Raw genomic sequence first — 21,900 nt, forward strand, 5'->3', positions numbered from 1 at the left:
GTGGCGCCCGGCGCCCGGGTCCCGGCGACCGGCCCCGGCGGGCCGGTGCCGGCGACCGTCCCCGGCCGGCCGGTCCCGCAGGCCGCCGACGACCTCATCCCGGCGACCGCCCCCAGCGTCCTCATCCCGGCGACCGCCCCCAGCGTCCTGGTCCCGGCGACCGCCCCCGACGCGCTGGTCCTGGCGATCGACGCGGGCAACAGCAAGACCGATGTGGCGCTGGTCGGCGCGGACGGCAGCGTGCTGGGCACCGCGCGCGGCGGCGGCTTCCGCCCTCCCGCGGTCGGCATCGCCGCCGCCGTGGACGCCCTGGAGCGGACGGTCCGGCGGGCCGCCCGGGCGGCCGGGCTCGGCAGCGGCGCCCTGCCGTACGCCGTGCAGGTCGCCGCCTGCCTGGCCAACGCCGATCTCCCGGTCGAGGAGCGGCAGTTGCGGGAGGCCCTGCACGGGCGGGGCTGGGGCGGCACGACGGAGGTCGTCAACGACACGTTCGCCGTGCTCCGTTCGGGTGTGGACGAGCCGCGGGGCGTCGCCGTGGTGTGCGGCACCGGCATCAACTGCGTCGGCCTGCTGCCGGACGGGCGCACCGCCCGGTTCGCCGCGCTGGGGCGGCTCTCCGGCGACTGGGGCGGCGGCGCGGAGCTCGCCGAGGAGGCCCTGTGGTGCGCGGCGCGGGCGGCGGACGGCCGGGGCGGGCCGACCGCTCTCGCCACGGCCCTGCCCGCCCACTTCGGACTGCCGGACATGGGCGCGCTGATCGAGGCGCTGCACCTGGGGCGGGTGCCGCGGGCGCGCCGCCGGGAGATCCCGCCGCTGCTGTTCGCGACGGCGGCGGCCGGCGACCCCGCCGCCCGCGCCCTGGTGCGGCGGCAGGCGGAGGAGATCGTCGCGCTGGCGGTGGTCGCCCTGTCCCGGCTCGGGCTGCTCGGCGAGGAGGTGCCGGTCGTGCTCGGCGGCAGTGTGCTCGCCGCGCGCCACCCGCTGCTGCTGGACAGGATCACGGCCGCCCTGGCCGCGCGCGCCCCGAGGGCGGTGCCCCGGGTGGTGACCGAACCCCCGGTGCTGGGCGCGGCGTTGCTCGGCCTGGACCGGATGGGGGCGGGACCGGAGGCGGCGGCACGGCTGCGGGCACACTTCGCCCCGGCCGATGCTCCGGCGGACGGCACGGGTGACGACCTGGGTGACGACCTGGCGGACGCCCCGGCAGACGGCCGGGTGGACGACCTGACGGACGGCCCGGCGGACGGCCCAGGGGACGGGAACGCCGCGGGCCGCCCCCTCCTCCGGTAGAGGGGACGGCCCGCGGCGGTGCGGTGACCCGCACTCAGGTGACGTACACGCTGCCCCCTCAGAGGGAGACGGGCGGGACGGCTGGGAGACCGCCCGCGACCGAACGTATCGACAGGGGCACGCATCGTCACCGGCGTGCGGGAGTGCAGGAGTTCATCCGGGCGCCACCGGCGCATCCGGGCCCGACCGGGCGCCCGACCGCAGCCACCCGCCTCGGCACACCACCGGGGAGCTCCCCGTCCCGGCGGCCCACCTGCCCGGCGCGCGCGAGTGCCCGCGCGCCTCCCACCCCCTCCCCGCACCGGCCGCCCCCCTGGGCCGACCACACATGGGAACCGAACGGCTACGGTACGCGTCATGAACACCGGGGGCCGGTCTCCCGTGCACCGCCGGCCCGCGTGTTCGGTAGCGATCCGAACAAGATCCAGTCAATCCCGGTGTGGATACCGGTCACCGCGGCCATACTTCAGGCCGGGTACCTGTCCTGCGCCACGGGGGCGACGGGCCACGGTCAGCGACCAAGGGGGAGGTCCAGTGACGCACCCGCCGACAGGGACGGCGGCACCACCGGCCCCCGCACGCCCGACCGCCTGGGCCGAGGGGCTGGACCGGCTGCGGGCCGGATCGGCCACGGAGCCCGGACGGCTGCGGATCATCGGAGCCCTGCTGGCCGTCCTCGTCGTCGCGTTCGGCGGGGTGACGGCCTGGCAGACCTCCGGGCGGGAGGCCGCGGCCGACGACGTGGTGCGGCGGAGCCAGCCGCTGAGCGCCGACGCCGCCAGCATCCACCGCTCCCTCGCGGACGCCGACACCAGTGCCGCGGCGGGCTTCCTGGCGGGCGGCCAGTGGCCGCCCGAGGTGCGGCAGCGGTACGAACGGGACATCGACACCGCGTCGGCGCTCCTGGTGAAGGCCGCGGCCAACAGCGAGGGTTCGGGCTCGGCCCGCCGCCGGATCGCGACGCTCAACAAGGAACTCCCCGTCTACACCGGCCTGATCGAGCAGGCGCGCGCCAACAACCGGCAGGGCCTGCCGCTCGGCGGCGCCTATCTGCGGTACGCGAACGAGCGGATGCGGACGCGGCTGCTCCCCGCCGCCCGCGCGCTGTACGAGGCGGAGACCGCCCGGCTGGAGGCGGACTACACGGCGGCCACGGCGTGGCCGTGGGCCGCGCTGGGCACCGGCGCCGCCGCCCTGGGCGCGCTCGGCTGGGCGCAGCGGCGCGAATTCCTCCGGACGAACCGGGTGTTCAGCCAGGGCCTGCTCGCGGCGACCGGCGCCACGGCGGTCGCCCTGCTGTGGCTGGGAGCGGGGCACGCCCTGGCGGCGGCCGGGCTGCACGAGTCCCGGGACAGCGGCGCGCGGTCGCTCCAGGTGCTCAACGAGGCGCGGACCGGCTCACTGCAGGCCCGCGGGGACGAGAGCCTGACGCTGGTGGCCCGCGGGGCGGTGCTCACGCCCGACGGGCGGGACTTCTACGAGACGGGCTACGGGACGCGGATGGCCGAACTGGCCGGCCGCGGCACGGGCGCGGCGCGCCGCGGCTCGCTGCTGGACCGGGCCCAGCGGCTGGCCGACGACGCGGAAGGCCGCGACCCGGTCCGCAAGGCGGTGGCGGAGGTCCGGGTCTGGCAGCGGCGGCACGCCGAGGCCCGGAGGACGGACGAGGGCGGCGCCTACGAGGACGCGGTGCAGCGGGTCATCGGCGACGGTGACACCACCGGGGCCTCGTTCGACCGGGTGGACGCCGCGCTGGCGTCCGCCGTGGCCCACGAGCAGCGGGAGTTCCGGCGGGCGGCGGACAGCGGACGGGGCGCGTTCACCGGACTGCCGGCGGGCGCCGCGGTCCTGGCGCTGCTGGGCGGCGCCGCCGCGCTGCTGGGGATCGGCCGCAGGCTGTCGGAGTACCGGTGATGGGAGGGGAACCCCCGGTGAGGGAGCGCCGAGTGCGACACGAGCCCAGGAGAACGCCGCGGCGGCTGCGCGGCTGGGGAGGCGTCGCCGGCATGGCCGTGGCGTGTGCGGTGGCCGCGGGTCTGCTGCCGCAGGCCCTGGAGCGGGCGGATCCCCGGGACGGCCGGGCCGGCTCGGTCGCCTCGGCCGATGTGCCCGCGGCGCCGAAGTCGGTGGCCGGCGACTGCAGGAACCCGGAGGCGAGTCTGAAGCCGTCCGGCAGGAGCGGGCCCGCCGTCGACCGCATCAAGGACCGCGGCTATCTGATCGCGGGCGTCGACCAGAACAGCTTCCGCTGGGGCTACCGGAACCCGGCCACCAAGGACCTCGAGGGCTTCGACATCGACCTGGCCCGGGCCATAGCGAAGGACCTGCTGGGCCCCGACGGCCGGGTGGTGTTCCGGGCCATCCCCACCGACCAGCGCATCCCCGCCCTGGAGCAGCGCAAGGTGGACGTCATCGTGCGGACGATGACGATCAACTGCGATCGCATCAAGCAGGTCGCCTTCTCCACGGCCTACTTCGAGGCCGGACAGCAGGTGCTGGTGCCGAAGGGCTCGCCGGTCACCGCGTTCAACGGCACCCTGCGCGGCCGCCGGGTGTGCACCGCGGCCGGTTCCACGGGCGAGGCCGAGCTGCGGAGGACCTCGCACGGCGCGAAGGTCACCACCGTGCCCAACCAACTCGACTGCCTGGTACGGCTGCAGCTCGGCCGGGCCGACGCGGTGATCACCGACAACGCCCTCGCGGCCGGTCAGGCGGCCCAGGACCCGTCCGTCGAACTGGTCGGTGAGCCGTTCACCCGGGAGCCGTACGGCGTGGCGATGAACCTCGGCGACGAAGACCTGGTACGCCGGGTCAACAAGGTCCTGGAGAAGTATCGCAAGGGCGGGGACGACAGCGGCTGGATGAAGGCGTACAAGCGCTGGCTCGAGGACGACCTGGACGGCATCGACGGCCCGCCCGAGCCCACGTACAAGAAGGACTGACCGTGCGCACCCGCCCACAGCGGCCGCGAGCAGAGGAGAGGTGATCGATGGGGGGCCCGGGAGCCGCCGGAGACCCGGTCATGGACCGGGACGACGCGGACCGTGCACTGGCCCGGCTGGGCGCGGAGCACGAGGCGATCGAGACATCGCTGCTGGCGTTGCAGGACCACGCGGGCCGCAGACTCCTCGAGGGCGCCGGGCTGACCGGCACCACCAGGAGCCGCTGGGCCGCCGCCGAAGCGCTCATCACCCTGCTCTGGACGTCCTTCGACGCCTACACCGCGGCGCTGCGGGAGGCCCGTGAGGTGCGTTCCCGGCGGCGCTGGCCGTCCCGGGAGGACCTGGCCGAGCTGACCGGGCTGCTGAGCGGTCCCGCCGTCACGCTCCCGGACGCCGCCGCCGCGGCGGGGACGCCGGATGCCGGGCTGTCGCCCGACATCACCGGGCCGCCCGCCCGGACCGGCGAGCGGCTGAGCCTGGAGGAACTGGTCGGGCGGATGAACGACGGGTACGCCCGGGCCCTGGACGTGGTGGTGGCGGCCGACGCCGTCTGGTCCGCGCTGCCCGCCCGGATCGATCTGCTCGCCGCCGAACTCCGGCGCACCCGTTCCCTCGCGCACTCCGTCGGGGTGCGCCCCGGTGAACACCCGTCGGGCGACGACCTGGAGGAGATCACCCGGGAACTGACCGCGCTGCGCGGCGAAGTGGTCTCCGATCCGCTGGCGTTCTGGGTCCCGGCCCGCTCCGCCAGTGCGGCGCCGGGCGGCGGCCGGCCGGACACCGGGCGCTACGACCGGGCGGCGCGGGCCCTGGAGGAGGTGCGGCGCGAGATCGAGGCGGTGCTGGCCGTCCGGCAGGACGCCGAACAGCGGCTGTTCCAGCTCCGCGATGTGCTGTCCCGGGCCGACCGGACGCTCACCGAGGCGCGGGAGGCGCGCGGCGAGGTCCTGGCGAAGATCGCCGCGTCCGAGGTGCCGGCGGTGAGCGGCCCGGCGACGGCGCTGCACGAACAGCTGGCGGCCGCGGCGGACTACCGGCGCCGCTCCCAGTGGCACCGGCTCTCCCCGCTGCTGGACACCCTGGAGGTACGGGCCGAGGACGAGCTGATGCGCGCCCGGGAGTCGCTGACGGCGGTGACCGCGCCGCTGGCCGTGCGGGCCGAACTCCGCGGCCGGCTCGACGCGTACCGGGCGAAGGTGGCCCGGCACGGCATGGCGGAGGACCCGATGCTCACCGAGCGGTACGACGCGGCGCGGCGGATGCTGTGGAGTGCGCCGTGCGATCTGCGCGCCGCCGAACAGGCGGTCCTGCGTTACCAACGGGCCGCCGCGGAGGTTCTCGTGCCGAGACAGGCCGGTCCCGAGGACCGTGAGGGGGACGGATGAAGAACTGCCAGCGGCCGGGCTGCCCGGGCGCGTACGAGGACTTCGGGGGCGGGGAGCTGTACTGCGACACCTGCGGGCTGGCTCCCGTGGTGTCCGGGGACGGCACGGTGGCCTCGCCGGCGACCGGCGCCGTGGGCGGGCACCGGGGCAGTTCGTCGTCCTCCTCGCGTGCCTCCCGCGCCTCGTCGCGCTCCTCGTCCTCCCGGCGTTCGGTGTCGGGGCGGCTGTCGCGCGCGCTGTCCGGCGCACGGACGGTCCGCTCGGTGTCGGTGCGCAGCTCCGCCCGCTCCGCCACCGGCCCGTCGGGGCGCAACAAGCTGGGCGCGGGGCTGGTCACGGTGCCGGAGGTGCCCCGTCCGGATCCGCGGACCGCGGTGCTGGAGCGCGCCGAGGTTCCCGAGAGGAAGCGATTCTGCAGCCGGGGCGACTGCGGTGCCGCGGTGGGCCGGGCGCGCGGGGAGCGGCCGGGCCGGACTGAGGGGTTCTGCACCAAGTGCGGCCACCCGTACTCGTTCGTGCCCAAGCTGCGGGCCGGGGACGTGGTGCACGGCCAGTACGAAGTGGCGGGCTGCCTCGCACACGGCGGGCTGGGCTGGATCTACCTGGCCGTCGACCGGGCGGTCTCCGACCGCTGGGTGGTCCTCAAGGGTCTGCTGGACACCGGTGACGAGGACGCGCTCGCCGCGGCCGTCTCCGAGCGGCGCTTCCTCGCCGAGATCGAGCACTCCACCATCGTCCGGATCTACAACTTCGTCGAACACCTCGACCAGCGGACCGGCAGCCTCGACGGCTACATCGTCATGGAGTACGTCGGCGGCAAGTCGCTGAAGGAGATCGCCAACGAGCGGCGGGGGCCGGACGGCCGCCGCGACCCGCTGCCCGTGGAACAGGCCTGCGCCTACGGGCTGGAGGCGCTGGACGCCCTCGGCCACCTGCACAGCCGCAACCTGCTGTACTGCGACTTCAAGGTGGACAACGCCATTCAGCAGCAGGACCGGCTCAAGCTCATCGACATGGGCGCGGTGCGCAGGATGGACGACCACGAGAGCGCGATCTACGGCACGATCGGCTACCAGGCGCCGGAGGTCGCGGACTCCGGCCCGTCCGTCGCCTCGGACCTCTACACGGTGGCACGCACCCTCGCGGTGCTGACCTTCGACTTCCAGGGCTACACGAACGTCTTCGTGGACAGCCTGCCCGACCCCGGCCACATCGAGGTCTTCCGCCGCTACGAGTCCTTCTACCGGTTCCTGGTCCGGGCCACGGACCCCGATCCGGCGCGCCGGTTCGGCTCCGCCGAGGAGATGGCCGAGCAGCTGACCGGCGTCCTGCGGGAGGTCGTGGCGCTCGGCACGGGCCGGCCCCGGCCGGCGCTCTCCACCCTGTTCGGGCCGGAACTGCGGGTCACGGACACCCGGTTGTTCGCGGAGCAGTCCGGCGCGGTGTCGGTGCTGGGCGTCCGCTCGCCCCGGGTGCGCTCCATCGCCCGGCCACGACGCGGGCCTGCGGGTCCGGACGGACCGGCCGCCGCGGCCGTGGCTCTCCCCCGGCAGGCGGCCGGTAGCGAACGGCCGGTGCCCGCCGCGGCGGGGCACGGGGCGGGACACGGAGGCGGGCACGCGGTGGCCGGGGCGAACGGCGGGGCCGGGCACGGCGCCTCCGGTGCGGCCGGTTCGGCCAGTGCAGCCAGTGCGGCCGGGCACGGAGCCGCGGGGTCCGCGGCGCCGGGAACGGCTCTCCCGGGAGCGGCGGCTGCGCACCACCCCGGAACGCTCTCCTCCGGAACTGGGACGGCCCCCTTCGCGGCCCTGGCCGGCGACAGTGAGCACCCGGGGCTCGAACCGCTGGACACCCGGTCGGCCGTGCTCGCCCTGCCGGTGCCGCTGGTCGACCCCACCGACCCCAACGCCGGGTTCCTCGCGGGGCTGCTGGCCTCCGCGCCCGCCGAACTGCTCGCCGCGCTCCGGGGCGCGCCCACCGGCTCGGTGGAGCTGCGGCTCAGGGAGCTGCGGGCCCGGCTGGAGATGGGTGACCTCGGCGCCACGGCCGAGGTGCTGGCGGAGCTGGAGAGCCGGCATCCCGACGACTGGCGGGTGATCTGGTACCGCGGGGTGGCGTCCCTGGTGACCGGCGACGAGGAGTCGGCGGCCCTGTCGTTCGACGCCGTCTACGACGCGTTCCCCGGCGAGCCCGCCCCCAAGCTGGCGCTGGGCGTCTGTGCCGAGGTGCTGGGCCAGTTGGACAACGCCGCCGAGTACTACCACCTCGTCTGGGTGACCGACCCCAGCTATGTGAGCGCCGCCTTCGGGCTCGCCCGGGTGCGGCTCGCCGCCGGGGACCGGCCGGGAGCGGTGGCGTCCCTGGAGTCGGTTCCGGAGGCATCCATCCACTACACGGCGGCCCGGGTCGCGGCGATACGCGCCCGGCTGCGGCAGCGCTCGGCCAGGGAGCCGCTGCTCGACGATCTCACCGCGGCCGCAGGTCAGGTGGAGCGGCTCCGGGACTTCGGTCTGGACGCGGTCCGCCGGGAGCGGCTGGCCACCGAAGTTCTGGGCGCCGCGCTGGACTGGGTACTCTCCGGGAGACACGGCGCTCCCCCGGAGGGCGCCGTCCCCGGAGAGTACGGCTCGCTGCTCGGCAGCAGCCTGGACGAACGGGGCCTGCGCTTCGGACTGGAGCGCTCGTACCGGGTCCTCGCGCGGCTGGCCCAGCGCGGTGAGGAAAGGATCGAACTGGTGGAGCGGGCCAACCGTCTCCGCCCCAGGACGTGGGTGTAACGATGTCTCAAATGCCCCAGCCACCCCAGCTGTCCGCCTGCCCAAGCTGCGAAGAGCCGCTGGAGCCGGGGGACAACTTCTGCGGCGCGTGCGGGGCCGACCTGTCGGCCGCGGCGCCGCACACGGGCCGGCCCACGGCTGCCCGCAACGGGCAGGCCCGGACCGAGGCCGCGGAGGGTACCGTCCCCCGGCCGTCGGCCCGGCCCGCCGCCGATGACGGGCCCACTGCCGGTGACGGGCCCGCTGCCGGTGACGGGCCCTCGGCGCGGCCGGGAGCCGGACCGGGGGGCGCGGCCGTTCCGCCACCGCCCCCGTATCCGCCGGCCGTGGCCCCGGAGCCCGTACCGGCACCGCCCGCGGCGCCCCCGGCTCCGGCTCCGGCCCCGGCTCCGGCTCCGGCTCCGGCTCCGGCACAGCGTCACCAGGGCCACGGTCCGGACGCGGCTCACGGCGTACCGGGCGGCCGGGGGCCGGCCGCGGCTCCGGACACGGCCGCGGGCGGGGTTCCGCTTCCCGAGGCGGCGGGCGGGGACTACTCCCTCCAGGCGCCCGCCCCGGCCGGGGCCCCGCAGGCGGGACTCGCCGCCGAGCCGGACGACTACGCGCTGGCCGCCCCCACCGTGGAGCCCCCGCGGGAGCCGGGAGCCCGGCCGGCGGGCGAGCCGGCCGGCGCCGACGGCCCGCACGCCGGTGCGGGCCCGCAGCCCGGTTCCGTTCCGGCGGCGGGTCCGGAGAGCGGTTCCGTCCCGGAGGCCGCTTCCGTCCCCGAGAGCGGTTCCGTCCCCGAGGCCGCTTCCGCTCCCGAGGATCCGCGGACCGCGGCGGCCTACGGAACGGCCGAGTCCGCGCGGACGGCGACCGACGCCCCCGGCGGACCGGAGGGCAAGGGCCGGACGTGCGTCGCCTGCCGCATGGGGGTGATCGACCGGGACGGCTACTGCGAGAACTGCGGCCACGCCCAGCCCCGCGAGCGGGACCACCTGGAGGAGGCGCTGGACGGCGTGGCGGCGGTCAGCGACCGCGGGCTGCGCCACCACCGCAACGAGGACGCGTTCGCACTCTCCTCCGCCGCGCTGCCGGACGGCGCTCCGGCCGTCGTGGCGGTCGTCTGCGACGGGGTCTCCTCGGCCACCCGGCCGGACGAGGCCTCCCAGGCGGCCTCGGAGGCGGCGAGCGCCTCGCTGCTCGCCGCGCTGCCCCGCGGCACCCACCCGCAGCAGGCCATGCACGAGGCGATCCTCGCCGCCGCGCAGGCCGTCAACTCCCTGGCGCAGAGCGGGGCGGAGGACGAGCGGGAGTCGCACCGGAACCGGAACGCCCCCGCCTGCACCATCGTGAGCGCGGTCGTCGCCGCGGGCATCCTCACGGTCGGCTGGATCGGCGACAGCCGGGCCTACTGGGTCCCCGAGGACCGGACGGCCCCGCCCGCGCGGCTGACCGAGGACGACTCGTGGGCCGCGCAGATGGTGGCCACGGGCCTGATGTCGGAGGCGGAGGCGTACGCCGACGCCCGCGCGCACGCCATCACCGGCTGGCTCGGCGCGGACGCGTACGAACTCGACCCGCACACCGCCTCGTTCAAGCCGGACCGGCCCGGTGTCGTGGTGGTCTGCACCGACGGGCTGTGGAACTACGCCGAGGGCGCCGCGGACATGGCCCTGGCCGTGCCGACGGACGCCCGGTCCCGGCCACTGCACGGCGCCCGGACGCTGGTCGGTTACGCGCTCGACGGCGGGGGGCACGACAACGTCACGGTGGCGGTGGTGCCGTTCCCGCTCCCCGGCACGGAAGCGGGAACGGCCTGAGAGGTCCTCGCACCAGGAGCGCCGCCGGCCTGAGCGGTGTCGGCCTGAGCGGCACCGGCGGCACCGGCCCGAAAAGCCGCCGCTGAACAACCGAACGGCCCCGGAGAGCATCAGTACCGTCGAGGGCCCGCCGGCCGGACCGGCCGGCGGGCCCGCACGGGGGCAGCGCCCGTCCGGACCGCGCCCGCCCCTTCTGCCCAGGTCCGGACGGAGTGTCGAGGAGCGGATCAGATGGCCGACTTCCCCCAGCACAGCGGGCCGCGGTTCTCCGTCGAGGTGTACCAGAACGAACACCTCCCCGAGGGCGGGCGCGAGGTGCACGCCGTCGTCACCGTGACCTCGGCCGGCGACGGCGGAGCGTCCGCGGGAGCGCCGCCGCAGGGCGCGGGACCGGACGCGGCGGTGGTCGTCATGGTGGACTGCTCCGGCTCCATGGGGCATGCGCCGGGGAAGCTGCGCGGCGCCCGGGAGGCGACGGCGGCCGCGATCGACGCCCTGCGCGACGGTGTCCGCTTCGCGGTGATCGCCGGTACCCACACGGCCCGTCCGGTGTTTCCCGCGGCGGGCGGTCTGGCCACGGCCGGGCCGGACACCCGGAAGCAGGCCAAGCGGGCGCTGAACGGCCTGCGGGCGGACGGCGGCACCGCCATCGGCAGCTGGCTGCGGCTCGCCGACCGGCTGCTCGACGCGGCGGACGTCTCCCTGCGCCACGGCATCCTGCTGACCGACGGACGCAACGAGCACGAGTCGCCGGAGGAGCTCCGCGCCGCCCTCGACGCCTGCGCGGGCCGGTTCACCTGTGACGCGCGGGGCGTGGGCACGGACTGGGAGGTCAAGGAGGTCACCGGGATCGCCTCGGCCCTGCTCGGCAGCGCCGACATCGTGGCCGATCCGGCCGGGCTGGCCGCGGACTTCACGCGGATGATGGAGGACGCGATGGGCAAGGCGGTCGCCGATGTCGCGCTGCGGGTGTGGACCCCGGTGGACGCGGAGATCGTCTTCGTGAAGCAGGTGGCGCCGACGGTGGAGGACCTGACCGGCCGGCGGACTGCGGCCGGGCCCCGGGCCGGCGACTATCCGACGGGGTCCTGGGGCGCGGAGTCCCGGGACTACCACCTGTGCGTCCGGGTCCCGGCGGCGGAGGTGGGCCGGGAGATGCTGGCGGCGCGGGCCTCGCTGGTCCTCCCGCGGCCGGACGGCGGGGTGCCCGAAGCCCTGGCGCAGGGCCTCGTCCGGGCGGTGTGGACCGACGACCTGGCCGCCTCGACCTCCATCGATCCGCAGGTCGCGCACTACACAGGGCAGGCGGAACTGTCACAGGTCATCCAACAGGGACTGGATGCCCGCAAGTCGGGCCATGTCGCCGAAGCGACGGCGAAGCTGGGCCGGGCCGTACAACTGGCGAGTGTGTCGGGAAATGACGGTACGGCGAAACTCCTGGCGAAGGTGGTGGACGTCGTCGATGCGGCGACAGGTACTGTGCGACTGAAAGCGAAGGTCGCGGAAGCCGACGAGATGACTCTCGAGACGCGCTCCACCAAGACGGTTCGCGTCAAGAAGTGACCAAAAGCGGTCCGGAGGGGCCGAGGTGAAAGGGGGAGGCACCGACATGCCGACTTGCCCGAACGGACACCAGTCGGGTTCCGACGACTGGTGCGAGGTCTGCGGACACCGCATGGCCGGTGCCGGGGCTCCGGCCGGAGCCGTCCCACCACCTCCCCCGCCCCCGCCGATGCCCGGCGCCCATGGTCCGAATGCCCCGATGGGCGGCGGTCCGGGCGGCTACGGATACCCCAGCCCGGCGGCCGGGGCCACCGGTCCGGGGGCGCCGATGGGCGGCTCCGGCGGTTACGGCTACCCGAATCCGGGCGGCCACCCCAACCGGCCCCCGGGGATGTACGACCCGCACGCCACCGCGCAGGCCGAGCTCTGCCCGCAGTGCCGTACGCCGCGCGAGGCGCAGGCGCCGTTCTGCGAGGAGTGCCGCTACAACTTCCTGACGCACTCCCCCACCGCGTTCCCGCCGCCGTCGCATCAGCCGCAGCAGTCGCACCAGCAGCAGCCGGGCGGACCGCAGCAGTCGCACGGGTTCGGGCAGTCGCCGCAGCAGTCCCAGGGCCTCCAGGGGCCGCCGCAGGGGTTCGACTACCAGGCGTCGCGGCCCTCCCAGATGAACCGGCCGGCCGAGCCGCTCTCCCCCGAGCCGCAGCAGCAGGCGCCGCACGGCGCGCCGCAGCAGGCCCCGTACCAGGCGCCGCAGCCCGGCTTCGGGTCGAACGACGACTGGACGCTGCCCCCGCCGGCGCAGCCCCAGGGCCCGCCGCAGGCACCGGACTTCGGACAGCAGGGCGGGCAGCCGCAGGCACCGGACTTCGGACAGCAGGGCGGGCAGCCGCAGGCACCGGACTTCGGACAGCAGGGCGGGCAGCCGCAGGCTCCGGACTTCGGACAGCTGGGCGGGCAGTCGCACGCCCCGGACTTCGGACAGCCGCAGGCCCCGGACTTCGGCCCCGCGGGGCAGCAGCCCTACCCTCCGCAGGGCGCTCCCGCCGGCCCGCCGGCCCCTCCCGCGCACCCGGAGCCGTCCGGGACCTGGGTCGCGGTCGTCGCTCCGGACCGTGAGTACTTCATGGCGATGATGCGGCGCAGCGGCCCCGAGGCGTCGGGCCTCAACCTCCCGGCGTACTCCCCGGAGCAGCAGCTCGAACTCTCCGCCGGCCAGGTCACCATCGGCCGCCGCCGCAACAGCACCGGCGAGTCGCCCGACATCGACCTGTCCCGCCCGCCGGAGGACCCCGGCGTCTCGCACCAGCACGCGCTGCTGGTGCAGCAGCCGGACGGGAACTGGGCGGTCGTCGACCAGGACTCCACCAACGGCACGACGATCAATGGCGGCGAGGAGTCGATCCAGCCGTTCATCCCGGTTCCGCTGCAGGACGGGGACCGGGTGCACGTGGGCGCCTGGACCACGATCACCGTCCGCCGCGGCTGACGGGACCGGCAGCCGAGCGAGCGGATACCGGCCCGGCGTTCCCGGCGTTCCAGATGTTCTCGGCGTTCCCGGTGTTCCCGGCGGGACGGGTGTTCTCCGGCCCCGGTTCGCGGCTCCTGAGCAGGTGAGGAGCCGGGGACCGGGGCCGTGTCACGTCGTGTCATGCCGTGCGATGTCGCGCCGTGCCGTGGCCACGGTTCCGGCGTTCACCGGCGCCGGGCGCCTGCCTTCCGCGGCCGGTCCCGGTCCCTCATCCCGCGTTCCGCGTCCCGGTCAGTGTCCCCCCGGGCCGGCCGTCCCGACCGCCGCGCCGTCGCCCAGCGGCCAGGCGTGCGGGCCGTCCGGGCGGTCCAGCCAGGCCCACTGGCGGTCCCCGCGGACCGTGACCCCGAACCGCTCGCGCCCCGGCCGGTGCGCGTCCTCCCAGAGCTCGTACACCGACTCCGGCGCCTGCCGGCCGGCGGTCAGCGCGAGCAGGAAGGGGAACGGCTCCTCGTCGAGAACCCCCGGCGGAAGGGAGCGGGTGTCCACCGGCTGCGGCTCCGGCCCGCCCCGGAGCGGCACGAAGTAGGCGGAGGTGTGCAGAAAGCGGCCCTCCGCGTGCCGGGCGTCCCGGACCCGCAGCGCGATCAGGCCGGTCGCCAGCGGGGCCAGGACGAGCCCGCCCGGACGGCACTGGGCGATCCAGGCGGGCGGCACGGCGGCCAGGGAGCAGGTGGCGAGGATCCGGTCGTAGGGGGCGCCCGCGGCCCAGCCGCCCGCCCCGTCGCCGGTGACGACCTCCGGACGGTGCCCGGCCGCGGCGAGGTGGTCGCGGGCGGAGGAGGCGATCTCCGGGTCGAGGTCCACGGTCGTCACCCGCTCCTCGCCGAGCCGGTGGGACAGCAGCCCGGCGTTGTAACCGGTGCCCGCGCCGATCTCCAGGACCCGGTCGCCGTCGTGCACCCCGAGGACCTCCAGCATCCGCGCCATCAGCGACGGCTGGCTGCTGGAGGAGATGAGCCGGCCGTCCCGGACCCGCGTGGCGAGCGGGGTGTCGGCGTAGGCGCCGGACAGCCAGCGGGCCCGGACGCGGGGATCCGGATGGTCGCGGCCGACCTGCTCGAAGCCGTCCTCGACGGCCACGTAGTAGTACGGCACGAAGAGATGGCGCGGCACCCCGACGAACGCCGCCCGCCAGGCCGGGTCGGTGAGCCCGCCGTCCGCGACGATCACGCGGACGAGCGCCGCCCGGGCGGCGGCCGCGGCGGCCTCCGTGCGGGCGCCGTCCCCGGCCGCGTCGCCCCTGCCGCCCTGCCTGCCCATGCCTCCACTGTGCTGCGCACGGCCCGGCGACGCGACACCGTAGGCCCGTCGCGGCTTTTGCGCCAGTTGTCCTGCCGGTCCTACGCCGCCGGTCCTCGGCTGGGCCGTCTGAGACCATGGGGAGCGTGAATGAGATTCCGCGCGGCACGCTGCAGGAGCAGACCTTCTACGAGCAGGTCGGTGGTGAGCCGACCTTCCGACGGCTGGTGCACCGCTTCTATGAGGGAGTCGCCGAAGACCCGCTGCTGCGGCCGATGTACCCGGAGGAGGACCTGGGACCGGCCGAGGAACGGCTCGCCCTCTTCCTCATCCAGTACTGGGGCGGTCCGCGCACCTACAGCGACAACCGCGGACACCCGCGGCTGCGGATGCGGCACGCTCCGTTCACGGTGAACCAGGCCGCGCACGACGCCTGGCTGCGTCATATGCGCGTGGCGGTCGACGAGCTGGAGCTGGCGCCGGAGCACGAGGCCGAGCTGTGGAAGTACCTCACCTACGCGGCCGCTTCCATGGTCAACAGCGCCGAATGAGACCGACCGACCAGGAACTCCGGTCCCCGGCCGGGCCCGGCGCCGCACACCCCGGAACCGCCGCACACCCGGGAACCACGGACACCGGACGGGCGCCGCTGCCCGGCCCGAGGGACGCCGTGCGGGAACCGGCCTCCGGTGCGGCGGTGGCGGACCCGGCGGTACCGGATCCGGCCGTGGTCGACCCGGGTGTGCTCGACCCGGCGGAAGGCGCCTTCGCCCGCGACCCCTTCCCGTACTACGCGGCCCTGCGCACCCGGGGGCCCGCGGCGCGCGTCGAGCTGGCCAACGGCTCCAGCGCCTGGCTGGTCACCGGCTACGAGCAGACGCGGGCGGTGCTCTCCGACCCCCGGTTCTCCAATGTGCCGCCGCAGGGCGCGGGCCGGCCCAAGCCCGACTCCCCCGCCCAGCGCGCCCGCGCCTGCCTCGCGCGCCACATGCTCAACTCCGACGCCCCCGACCACACCCGGCTGCGCCGGCTGACCGCCGCCGCCTTCACCCCGCGCCGGGTCGACGCGCTGCGGCCGCGGATCGAGGAGCTGACGGCCGGGCTCGTCGGCGAGCTGGTCGACCGGCTGGAGCGGGACGGGTCCGCGGACCTGGTCGACGTCTTCGCCTTCCCGCTTCCGGTCCTGGTGATCGGCGAGGTCCTGGGCGTGCCGGAGGCCGACCGCGCCGATCTGCGGGAGTGGACCTACCGGGTGGGCTCCCCGGCGGACGCCCTGGCTCAGGGCGAGGTCGACGAGGCCTGGACCCGGCTGCACGGCTACTTCACCTCGCTCATCGCGGAGAAGCGGCGAGCGCCGGGCGAGGACCTGTTCAGCGCGCTGGTGCACGACTCGTCGGAGGGCGGGCTCGACGACGGCGAGCTGCTCGCCATGGCCTTCCTGCTGCTCTTCGCGGGCTACGAGACGACCATGAATCTCCTGGCCTCCGCATCGTTGCTGCTGCTCACCCACCCGGAGGAGCTCGCGGCGGCGCAGGGGGACCCGGGCCGCTGGCCCGCGGTCGTGGAGGAGGCGCTGCGGCACGCCAGCCCGCTGGAGGGCACGACGTGGCGACGCACGACGGAGCAGGTGGATCTCGGCGACGGGGTCGTCATACCGGCGGGTTCCTCGGTCCTGGCGGTGCTCGCCGCCGCCAACCGCGACCCGGCGGTCTTCCCTGCCCCGGACGCCTTCCGGCCGGACCGCTATGCGGACGGTGCGACGGGCCCGGTGGGCGCGGTCGGCCCAGGGAGCTCGGGCGACGGGGCGAGCGCGGTGGGCCCGGTCCAAGGCCCGGACGGGGTGGGTCCGGAAGGCCCGGTGAATCCGGAGAGCGCGGTCGGCCCGGCGTGTCCGGCCGACGCCGGCTCGAACCCGGGCCCCGCCGGTCGCCGCACCGGGACACGGGCCGCGGCGCACGCCGCCTTCGGGCACGGCCCGCACTTCTGCGTCGGGTCGCGGCTGGCGCGGCTGGAGGCGGCGGTGGCGCTCCCGCTCCTCTTCGACGCCCTACCGGGACTGCGCCTCGCGGCCGACCCCGGCGAACTGCCCTACCGCCCGGGGCTGTTGGTACGCGGCCCGCGCCGGCTGCCGGTCACCCCCGGAGACGACGAGCGGAGTGACGCCGTCAGCCGGTAAGGCCCCCAGCGAACGGTCGGCCCGGGGAGCCGGTCGGGCACCCCGGGCGGCCGGTCAGCGCGGGGTGACGCTCAGGCCGGACAGGCCCGGAAGGTCCGTCCGGCGTACGGCCACCGAGCCGTACGGGGTGCTCAGCCGCAGCCAGCTGCCCGCGGCGAACAGGGCGAGCCGTTCCGGCACCGCCGGTTCCGGAGCGAGAGCCGTGGCCGTGCCGTGGCCGTGCCGCGCGGTCCCCGGTCCGTCGGCCGCGGAGACCCCGTTCGCGGGAACACCGGTTGTGGAAGCCCCGATGGTGGAGGCACCGATGGTGGCAGCGCCGGACGCGGAAGCACCCGTCGCAGCAGCGCCGGACGGCCGTACCCCGGTGGCGGGTACCCGCGCCTGTGCCGGGCGGAGGAAGCCGAGCGACTGGGCGGCGTGCACCGCGCGCAGCGGGAGGCGGGTGTCCCCCAAGGTGCGCGACCAGATCTCGCCGCCGATCCGGTCGAACTCCGTACGGGTCCGGCCGTCCTCCGGAAGCGCCTCGATCCGGGTGCGGAACTCCCTGACGGCCGCCGCGACGGCCGCCCGGACCTCGTCCGCCCCGGGGAAGCCCTCGACGCGCCGCCAGCCGCCCCGCGGCGGCAGCACACCGGCCCACGGGGGGCCGGTGACGGGCTCGGGCACCGGGACCGTCAGTTCGCCCGTGGTGCGCTCCCCACCGCCGGTCGCGGTGTCGAGGGCGTCGGCGAGCATGCCCGCCGAGACGGTCGCGTCCAAGGCCGCAACGGTCTCCGGGGCCCCGGTCGCGCCGTGCGGGACCGGGGACGCGGCCAGCCGGGCGGTGCGGATGGCCAGTACCTCGAAGGAGGCGGGACGGCCGAAGACGGCCAGCACTCCTCCGGACTCCGGGGCGGCCGCTCCCGGCTCCGCCTGGAGACGGACCGCCGCCCGGCGGTCGTAGTGGATCAGCCGGGCCAGGAAGGCGGCGAGATCCGCCGCCTCCCCGGCGTCGGCGAGACGCAGCGCCGTCATGCGGCGACGGCCTCCTCAGCGGCATCGATCAGGTACCGCTCGAGGACGGCGCGTTCCTCGGCGGTGATCCGCCGCGGACGGCCCGCGGCGAAGTCGAACGGCACGACGGTCGTCGACGCCCGCACATACACCTGCTCGGCGTCCTTCACCTCGTAGGAGACGGTCATCGATGCGGCACCGATCTTCGTCACCCAGGTCTCCACGGTGACCGGCTCGTGCCGGTGCACCAGGGGGCGCAGGTAGTCGATCTCGTGCCGGGCGACGACCGAGCCCCCGGTGAAGGAGCCCTTGCCGTCCGCGGTCGCCAGCTGGTGCATGAAGTCGATCCGGGCCTCCTCCAGATAGCGGAGGAAGACCGCGTTGTTGACATGACCGAACGCATCCATGTCCGACCAGCGCAGCGGGCAGGAATAGGTGTGCCGCACGCTCAGCCCCGGGTCAGCTTCTTGTACGTGGCACGGTGCGGGCGGGCCGCGTCCGCGCCGAGCCGCTCGACCTTGTTCTTCTCGTACGACTCGAAGTTGCCCTCGAACCAGAACCACTTGGACTCGCCCTCGTAGGCGAGGATGTGGGTCGCGACGCGGTCCAGGAACCAGCGGTCGTGGGAGACCACCACGGCGCAGCCGGGGAAGTCCAGCAGCGCGTTCTCCAGCGAGGACAGGGTCTCGACGTCGAGGTCGTTGGTCGGCTCGTCGAGGAGGAGCAGGTTGCCGCCCTGCTTGAGGGTGAGCGCGAGGTTGAGGCGGTTGCGCTCGCCACCGGAGAGCACACCGGCCGGCTTCTGCTGGTCCGGGCCCTTGAAGCCGAACGCGGAGACGTACGCCCGGGACGGCATCTCGACCTGGCCGACGTTGATGTAGTCCAGCTCGTCGGAGACGACCGCCCACAGCGTCTTCTTGGCGTCGATGTTGGCGCGGGACTGGTCGACGTAGGAGATCTTGACGGTCTCGCCGACCTTGATCTTGCCCGAGTCGGGGGTCTCCAGGCCCTGGATCATCTTGAACAGCGTCGTCTTGCCGGCGCCGTTGGGGCCGATCACGCCGACGATGCCGTTGCGCGGCAGGGTGAAGGAGAGGTCGTCGATGAGGACCTTCTCGCCGAACGCCTTGGAGAGGTTCTCCACCTCGACGACGATGTTGCCCAGGCGCGGGCCCGGCGGGATCTGGATCTCCTCGAAGTCCAGCTTCCGGGTCTTCTCCGCCTCGGCGGCCATCTCCTCGTAGCGGGTCAGACGGGCCTTGGACTTGGCCTGCCGGCCCTTGGCGTTGGAGCGGACCCAGTCCAGCTCGTCCTTGAGGCGCTTGGCGCGCTTGGCGTCCTTCTGCCCCTCGACCTTGAGACGGGTCTGCTTGGTCTCCAGGTACTTGGAGTAGTTGCCCTCGTACGGGTAGAGGCGACCGCGGTCGACCTCGCAGATCCACTGGGCGACGTTGTCGAGGAAGTACCGGTCGTGGGTGACGGCGACGACGGTGCCGGCGTACTTCTCCAGGTGCTGCTCCAGCCACTGGACGGACTCGGCGTCCAGGTGGTTGGTGGGCTCGTCGAGGAGGAGCAGGTCGGGGGCCTCGAGCAGCAGCTTGCAGAGCGCGACGCGGCGCTTCTCACCACCGGAGAGGTTGGTGACGGGCCAGTCGCCGGGCGGGCAGCCGAGGGCGTCCATGGCCTGCTCGAGCTGGGCGTCGAGGTCCCAGGCGTTGCTGTGGTCGAGCGCCTCCTGGAGCTTGCCCATCTCCTCGAGCAGGGCGTCCGAGTAGTCGGTGGCCATCTGCTCGGCGATCTCGTTGAACCGCTTGAGCTTGACCATCGTGTCGGCCGCGCCGTCCTGGACGTTCTCCAGCACGGTCTTGGACTCGTCGAGCGGCGGCTCCTGGAGGAGGATGCCGACGGTGTAACCGGGCGTGAGGAAGGCGTCACCGTTCGACGGCTGCTCCAGCCCCGCCATGATCTTCAGGATGGTCGACTTGCCGGCGCCGTTCGGACCGACGACACCGATCTTGGCTCCGGGGTAGAAGCTCGTCGTCACATCGTCGAGGATCACCTTGTCGCCGTGCGCCTTACGCGCCTTGCGCATGGTGTAGATGAACTCAGCCAAGAGAAACCGTCCGGCGATCGATGGGTGGGCAGATGCATTCCATCTTGCCGTACGCCCGGCACGTGACGGAAACGAGTAGCCCAGGGCACGCCCCGACCTCCGCCGCTTTCCCTTCCCCTGTCTCTCCTCTGCCTCCTACGCGTCCGACCGCAGGTGGTGCCTGCCTCCGCCCCGGCCGGTCCGGTGCCGGTCAGGGTGCCGGTCCGGTGCCGGTCGGGGTGCCGGTCGGGGTGCAGGTCCGGCGTCGCGCGTGGTGTTCGTGCGGCTACGCGCGCCGGAGCTCCGCCTCTGTCCGCGAGGGGCCTTGACGTGCGGAGGCCCCGGTACGCCTGGGCGCACCGGGGCCACCGCGACCCGGAGGGGTCATGATCGACACGTCACCGTGGGCTACTCCGCGGCGCCGGAGGTCTTCTTCTTGCGGAGGAAGAAGACGGTGCCGCCGCCGACGGCGACGAGCGCGATCGCGATGCCGGCGATCATCGGGGTGGCGTCGCTGCTGCCGGTCTCGGCGAGGTCGCCGCCACCGGTGGAGCCGCCCGTGGTGCCGCCGGCCGTGGCCGGGCTGGGCTCCGAGGAGGGCTTGTCGGTGTCGTCACCGGGGGTGGGTCCGGCGGTCTTGCAGTCGAGGACCCCGGAGAAGGTCTTCTCGAAGCCGTTCGGCCCCTTGATGGTGAAGTCGTACGCCTGGTCCTCCTTCACCGGGATCGTGACGGTCTCGGACTTGCCCGCCTCGACGGTGTGTTTCGCGCCCGCCAGCTCGAAGGTGAACGGCTCGTCGCCCTGGTTGGCGGCCGTGATGTCCACACCGCCCTTGGCGCAGTTCTTCTCCGCGGACAGGGCCGGGATCGCGCCCTTCTTCGCCCAGTTGGCGGTGGCGGTCGCGGAGACGGTGCTCTCGCTGGAGCCGGCCAGGATCTGGGTCTGGCTCTTGGTCTGGCTGGAAAACGCGCGGCCGACCGGCACCGTGGTGGTGGCCTGGACGGTCAGCGAGGTCGAGCCGTCGGGGGTGCCGCTGGGCACGTCGAAGAACAGCTCGCTGCCGTTCGTGGCGCTGGTGACGGGCCGGCCGTCCTTGCCGACGACCTTGACACCGCTGGCCGCGGCCGCCGGGGACGGGGTCACGGTGACCTTCTCGGCGTCGGTGTTGACCCCGATCGGGCCCAGCCGGTCACCGGACTTGCCGGAGACGGCGGACGGGTCCAGCGTCAGGGAGGCCCGGGGCTCCTCGAGGTCCTTCGCGTTCTTCTCGAGGTAGTCGGCGAGCTTCTCCGCCTCGGGGTCCACCGCGTCGACCTCGGCGTGGTCGGAGTAGCGCCAGATCGCGACCTGGGTGCCCGCGGCGGCGGTCTTCTCGGTCAGGGTCCCGGTGTCGGCGGCCTGAGCCAGCTTGCTCAGGTCGTTCACCTGCGGGTAGGAGTTCTGCAGGATCCAGCGGATCTTGCCCGCGTCGGCGTTGTCGTGCAGCGACGAGGCGCTCCACGGCACTTCCTGGTACTGCGCCTGACGCTGCGTCGGGTTGTGGATGTCGATGCAGTACGTCTGGAGCGTGCCGCCGCCGTCGACGGTCATCTCGAACAGGCCGGCGCCGACCTGCTGGTCCTCGCCGTCCTCCTGGTGGATGACCGCCTGGTCGGCGGTCTTCAGGCCACCGAGCGTGGCGGTCGCCCCGCCCTGGTTCGGAACGGCGTCATCGGCAACAGCCGGACCCGCACCGGCTATCGCACCCGCCGCGACGAGGCCGGAGGCCAGCACCGCGACGGCCAAGCGGGCAGCGCCCCGCCTGCGTACAGAAATCATGGACTTCCCTCCGGGCGAGGCAGTCGTGGTGAGACGCCCCGCATGAAATCTCAAGAGCCCCCGTGAGTACGCACGGATCTTAGGAAGAAAGCTCAACAGGGTCCCCATGATTCACAGTCGACAACCGATCCGAATCGGAATCGTTATCGCTGAGTTGACGCCTGACCTGGAGCGACTGACAAATACCCAGCTCAAACCACCTCGTTTGGGCGACAGAACAGCAACGCACCCATTGAGGTCGGAGCGCACCAGAAGCGGCGAACCGGGCGGCGGGGCGCTGCGCGGGCACCGGAGCCCCCGGCCCGGTCCCGGTTCCCGCCCCCGCGCCGCACCAGGAACAGGCTTC

15 protein-coding genes are annotated in these 21,900 nt (G+C 74.7%); 10 read left to right on the forward strand and 5 right to left on the reverse strand.

Annotated features, from left to right (window positions below; all coding sequences use genetic code 11):
• The first annotated feature begins 174 nt into the window (after nt 1-174).
• The 8 genes from ABT112_RS16925 (at nt 175) to ABT112_RS16960 (ending at nt 13,191) form a co-directional block, all read left to right on the forward strand.
• Nucleotides 175-1,290 (forward strand): N-acetylglucosamine kinase, encoded by a 1,116-nt coding sequence (locus ABT112_RS16925; protein ID WP_502975375.1) that lies wholly within the window; start codon nt 175-177, stop codon nt 1,288-1,290.
• Between the two features lie 534 nt (nt 1,291-1,824).
• Nucleotides 1,825-3,204 carry a GlnX family signal transduction membrane protein gene (locus ABT112_RS16930; RefSeq protein WP_351510236.1) on the forward strand — a complete coding sequence of 460 codons (1,380 nt, stop codon included), beginning with the start codon at nt 1,825-1,827 and terminating at the stop codon, nt 3,202-3,204.
• Between the two features lie 92 nt (nt 3,205-3,296).
• Nucleotides 3,297-4,232 carry a glutamate ABC transporter substrate-binding protein gene (locus tag ABT112_RS16935; protein ID WP_351510404.1) on the forward strand — a complete coding sequence of 312 codons (936 nt, stop codon included), beginning with the start codon at nt 3,297-3,299 and terminating at the stop codon, nt 4,230-4,232.
• A 47-nt stretch (nt 4,233-4,279) separates the two neighbouring features.
• A complete protein-coding gene (locus tag ABT112_RS16940) occupies nt 4,280-5,617 on the forward strand; it encodes a hypothetical protein (protein ID WP_351510239.1) in 1,338 nt (445 codons plus the stop codon).
• Entirely contained in the window at nt 5,614-8,394 is a 2,781-nt protein-coding gene (locus ABT112_RS16945; protein WP_351510241.1) for a serine/threonine-protein kinase, read from the forward strand. The genes ABT112_RS16940 and ABT112_RS16945 overlap by 4 nt, the downstream gene beginning before the upstream one ends.
• Nucleotides 8,395-8,405: 11 nt before the next feature.
• On the forward strand, nt 8,406-10,199 hold the full coding sequence (locus ABT112_RS16950; protein ID WP_351510243.1) for a PP2C family protein-serine/threonine phosphatase: 1,794 nt from the start codon (nt 8,406-8,408) through the stop codon (nt 10,197-10,199).
• A gap of 231 nt (nt 10,200-10,430) precedes the next feature.
• Nucleotides 10,431-11,762, forward strand: coding sequence for a vWA domain-containing protein (locus ABT112_RS16955; RefSeq protein WP_351510245.1), 1,332 nt, complete (start codon nt 10,431-10,433; stop codon nt 11,760-11,762).
• Between the two features lie 46 nt (nt 11,763-11,808).
• A complete protein-coding gene (locus ABT112_RS16960) occupies nt 11,809-13,191 on the forward strand; it encodes an FHA domain-containing protein (RefSeq protein ID WP_351510247.1) in 1,383 nt (460 codons plus the stop codon).
• Between the two features lie 273 nt (nt 13,192-13,464).
• On the opposite strand, the gene ABT112_RS16965 is transcribed toward ABT112_RS16960, so the two are convergent.
• Nucleotides 13,465-14,496 carry a methyltransferase domain-containing protein gene (locus ABT112_RS16965; protein ID WP_351510250.1) on the reverse strand — a complete coding sequence of 344 codons (1,032 nt, stop codon included), beginning with the start codon at nt 14,494-14,496 and terminating at the stop codon, nt 13,465-13,467.
• Between the two features lie 125 nt (nt 14,497-14,621).
• Between ABT112_RS16965 and ABT112_RS16970 the strand changes: the two genes are divergently transcribed.
• Nucleotides 14,622-15,026: a globin gene (locus ABT112_RS16970; protein WP_351510252.1), complete on the forward strand. Its 405-nt coding sequence runs from the start codon at nt 14,622-14,624 to the stop codon at nt 15,024-15,026.
• Nucleotides 15,023-16,651 (forward strand): cytochrome P450 family protein, encoded by a 1,629-nt coding sequence (locus ABT112_RS16975; RefSeq protein WP_351510254.1) that lies wholly within the window; start codon nt 15,023-15,025, stop codon nt 16,649-16,651. The genes ABT112_RS16970 and ABT112_RS16975 overlap by 4 nt, the downstream gene beginning before the upstream one ends.
• A 54-nt stretch (nt 16,652-16,705) precedes the next feature.
• Here ABT112_RS16975 and ABT112_RS16980 read toward each other — a convergent pair whose 3' ends face one another.
• The 4 genes from ABT112_RS16980 to ABT112_RS16995 all read right to left on the reverse strand — a co-directional run bounded on the left by ABT112_RS16980 (nt 16,706) and on the right by ABT112_RS16995 (nt 21,554).
• The gene (locus ABT112_RS16980) at nt 16,706-17,665 is read right to left on the reverse strand and encodes a DUF8185 domain-containing protein (protein WP_351510257.1); all 960 of its coding nucleotides are present in this window, start codon (nt 17,663-17,665) and stop codon (nt 16,706-16,708) included.
• Nucleotides 17,662-18,090: an acyl-CoA thioesterase gene (locus ABT112_RS16985; RefSeq protein ID WP_351510259.1), complete on the reverse strand. Its 429-nt coding sequence runs from the start codon at nt 18,088-18,090 to the stop codon at nt 17,662-17,664. Before ABT112_RS16985 ends, ABT112_RS16980 begins: the two co-directional genes overlap by 4 nt.
• Before the next feature lie 2 nt (nt 18,091-18,092).
• Nucleotides 18,093-19,757 carry an energy-dependent translational throttle protein EttA gene (gene ettA, locus ABT112_RS16990; RefSeq protein WP_351510262.1) on the reverse strand — a complete coding sequence of 555 codons (1,665 nt, stop codon included), beginning with the start codon at nt 19,755-19,757 and terminating at the stop codon, nt 18,093-18,095.
• A 387-nt stretch (nt 19,758-20,144) separates the two neighbouring features.
• The gene (locus ABT112_RS16995; RefSeq protein WP_351510265.1) at nt 20,145-21,554 is read right to left on the reverse strand and encodes a Cys-Gln thioester bond-forming surface protein; all 1,410 of its coding nucleotides are present in this window, start codon (nt 21,552-21,554) and stop codon (nt 20,145-20,147) included.
• Between the last annotated feature and the right edge of the window lie 346 nt (nt 21,555-21,900).

It is taken from the genome of Streptomyces sp. NPDC002055 (genome assembly GCF_040296705.1).
In the GTDB taxonomy this organism is placed as follows: domain Bacteria; phylum Actinomycetota; class Actinomycetes; order Streptomycetales; family Streptomycetaceae; genus Streptomyces.

What these genes read in the sequence shown, in the direction of transcription:
- ABT112_RS16935 (WP_351510404.1), top strand. Translation starts at nt 3,297, where the DNA reads ATGGCCGTGGCGTGTGCGGTGGCCGCGGGTCTGCTGCCGCAGGCCCTG.
- ABT112_RS16940 (WP_351510239.1), top strand. Translation starts at nt 4,280, where the DNA reads ATGGGGGGCCCGGGAGCCGCCGGAGACCCGGTCATGGACCGGGACGAC.
- ABT112_RS16945 (WP_351510241.1), top strand. Translation starts at nt 5,614, where the DNA reads ATGAAGAACTGCCAGCGGCCGGGCTGCCCGGGCGCGTACGAGGACTTC.
- ABT112_RS16950 (WP_351510243.1), top strand. Translation starts at nt 8,406, where the DNA reads ATGCCCCAGCCACCCCAGCTGTCCGCCTGCCCAAGCTGCGAAGAGCCG.
- ABT112_RS16955 (WP_351510245.1), top strand. Translation starts at nt 10,431, where the DNA reads ATGGCCGACTTCCCCCAGCACAGCGGGCCGCGGTTCTCCGTCGAGGTG.
- ABT112_RS16960 (WP_351510247.1), top strand. Translation starts at nt 11,809, where the DNA reads ATGCCGACTTGCCCGAACGGACACCAGTCGGGTTCCGACGACTGGTGC.
- ABT112_RS16965 (WP_351510250.1), bottom strand. Translation starts at nt 14,496, where the DNA reads ATGGGCAGGCAGGGCGGCAGGGGCGACGCGGCCGGGGACGGCGCCCGC.
- ABT112_RS16975 (WP_351510254.1), top strand. Translation starts at nt 15,023, where the DNA reads ATGAGACCGACCGACCAGGAACTCCGGTCCCCGGCCGGGCCCGGCGCC.
- ABT112_RS16980 (WP_351510257.1), bottom strand. Translation starts at nt 17,665, where the DNA reads ATGACGGCGCTGCGTCTCGCCGACGCCGGGGAGGCGGCGGATCTCGCC.
- ABT112_RS16995 (WP_351510265.1), bottom strand. Translation starts at nt 21,554, where the DNA reads ATGATTTCTGTACGCAGGCGGGGCGCTGCCCGCTTGGCCGTCGCGGTG.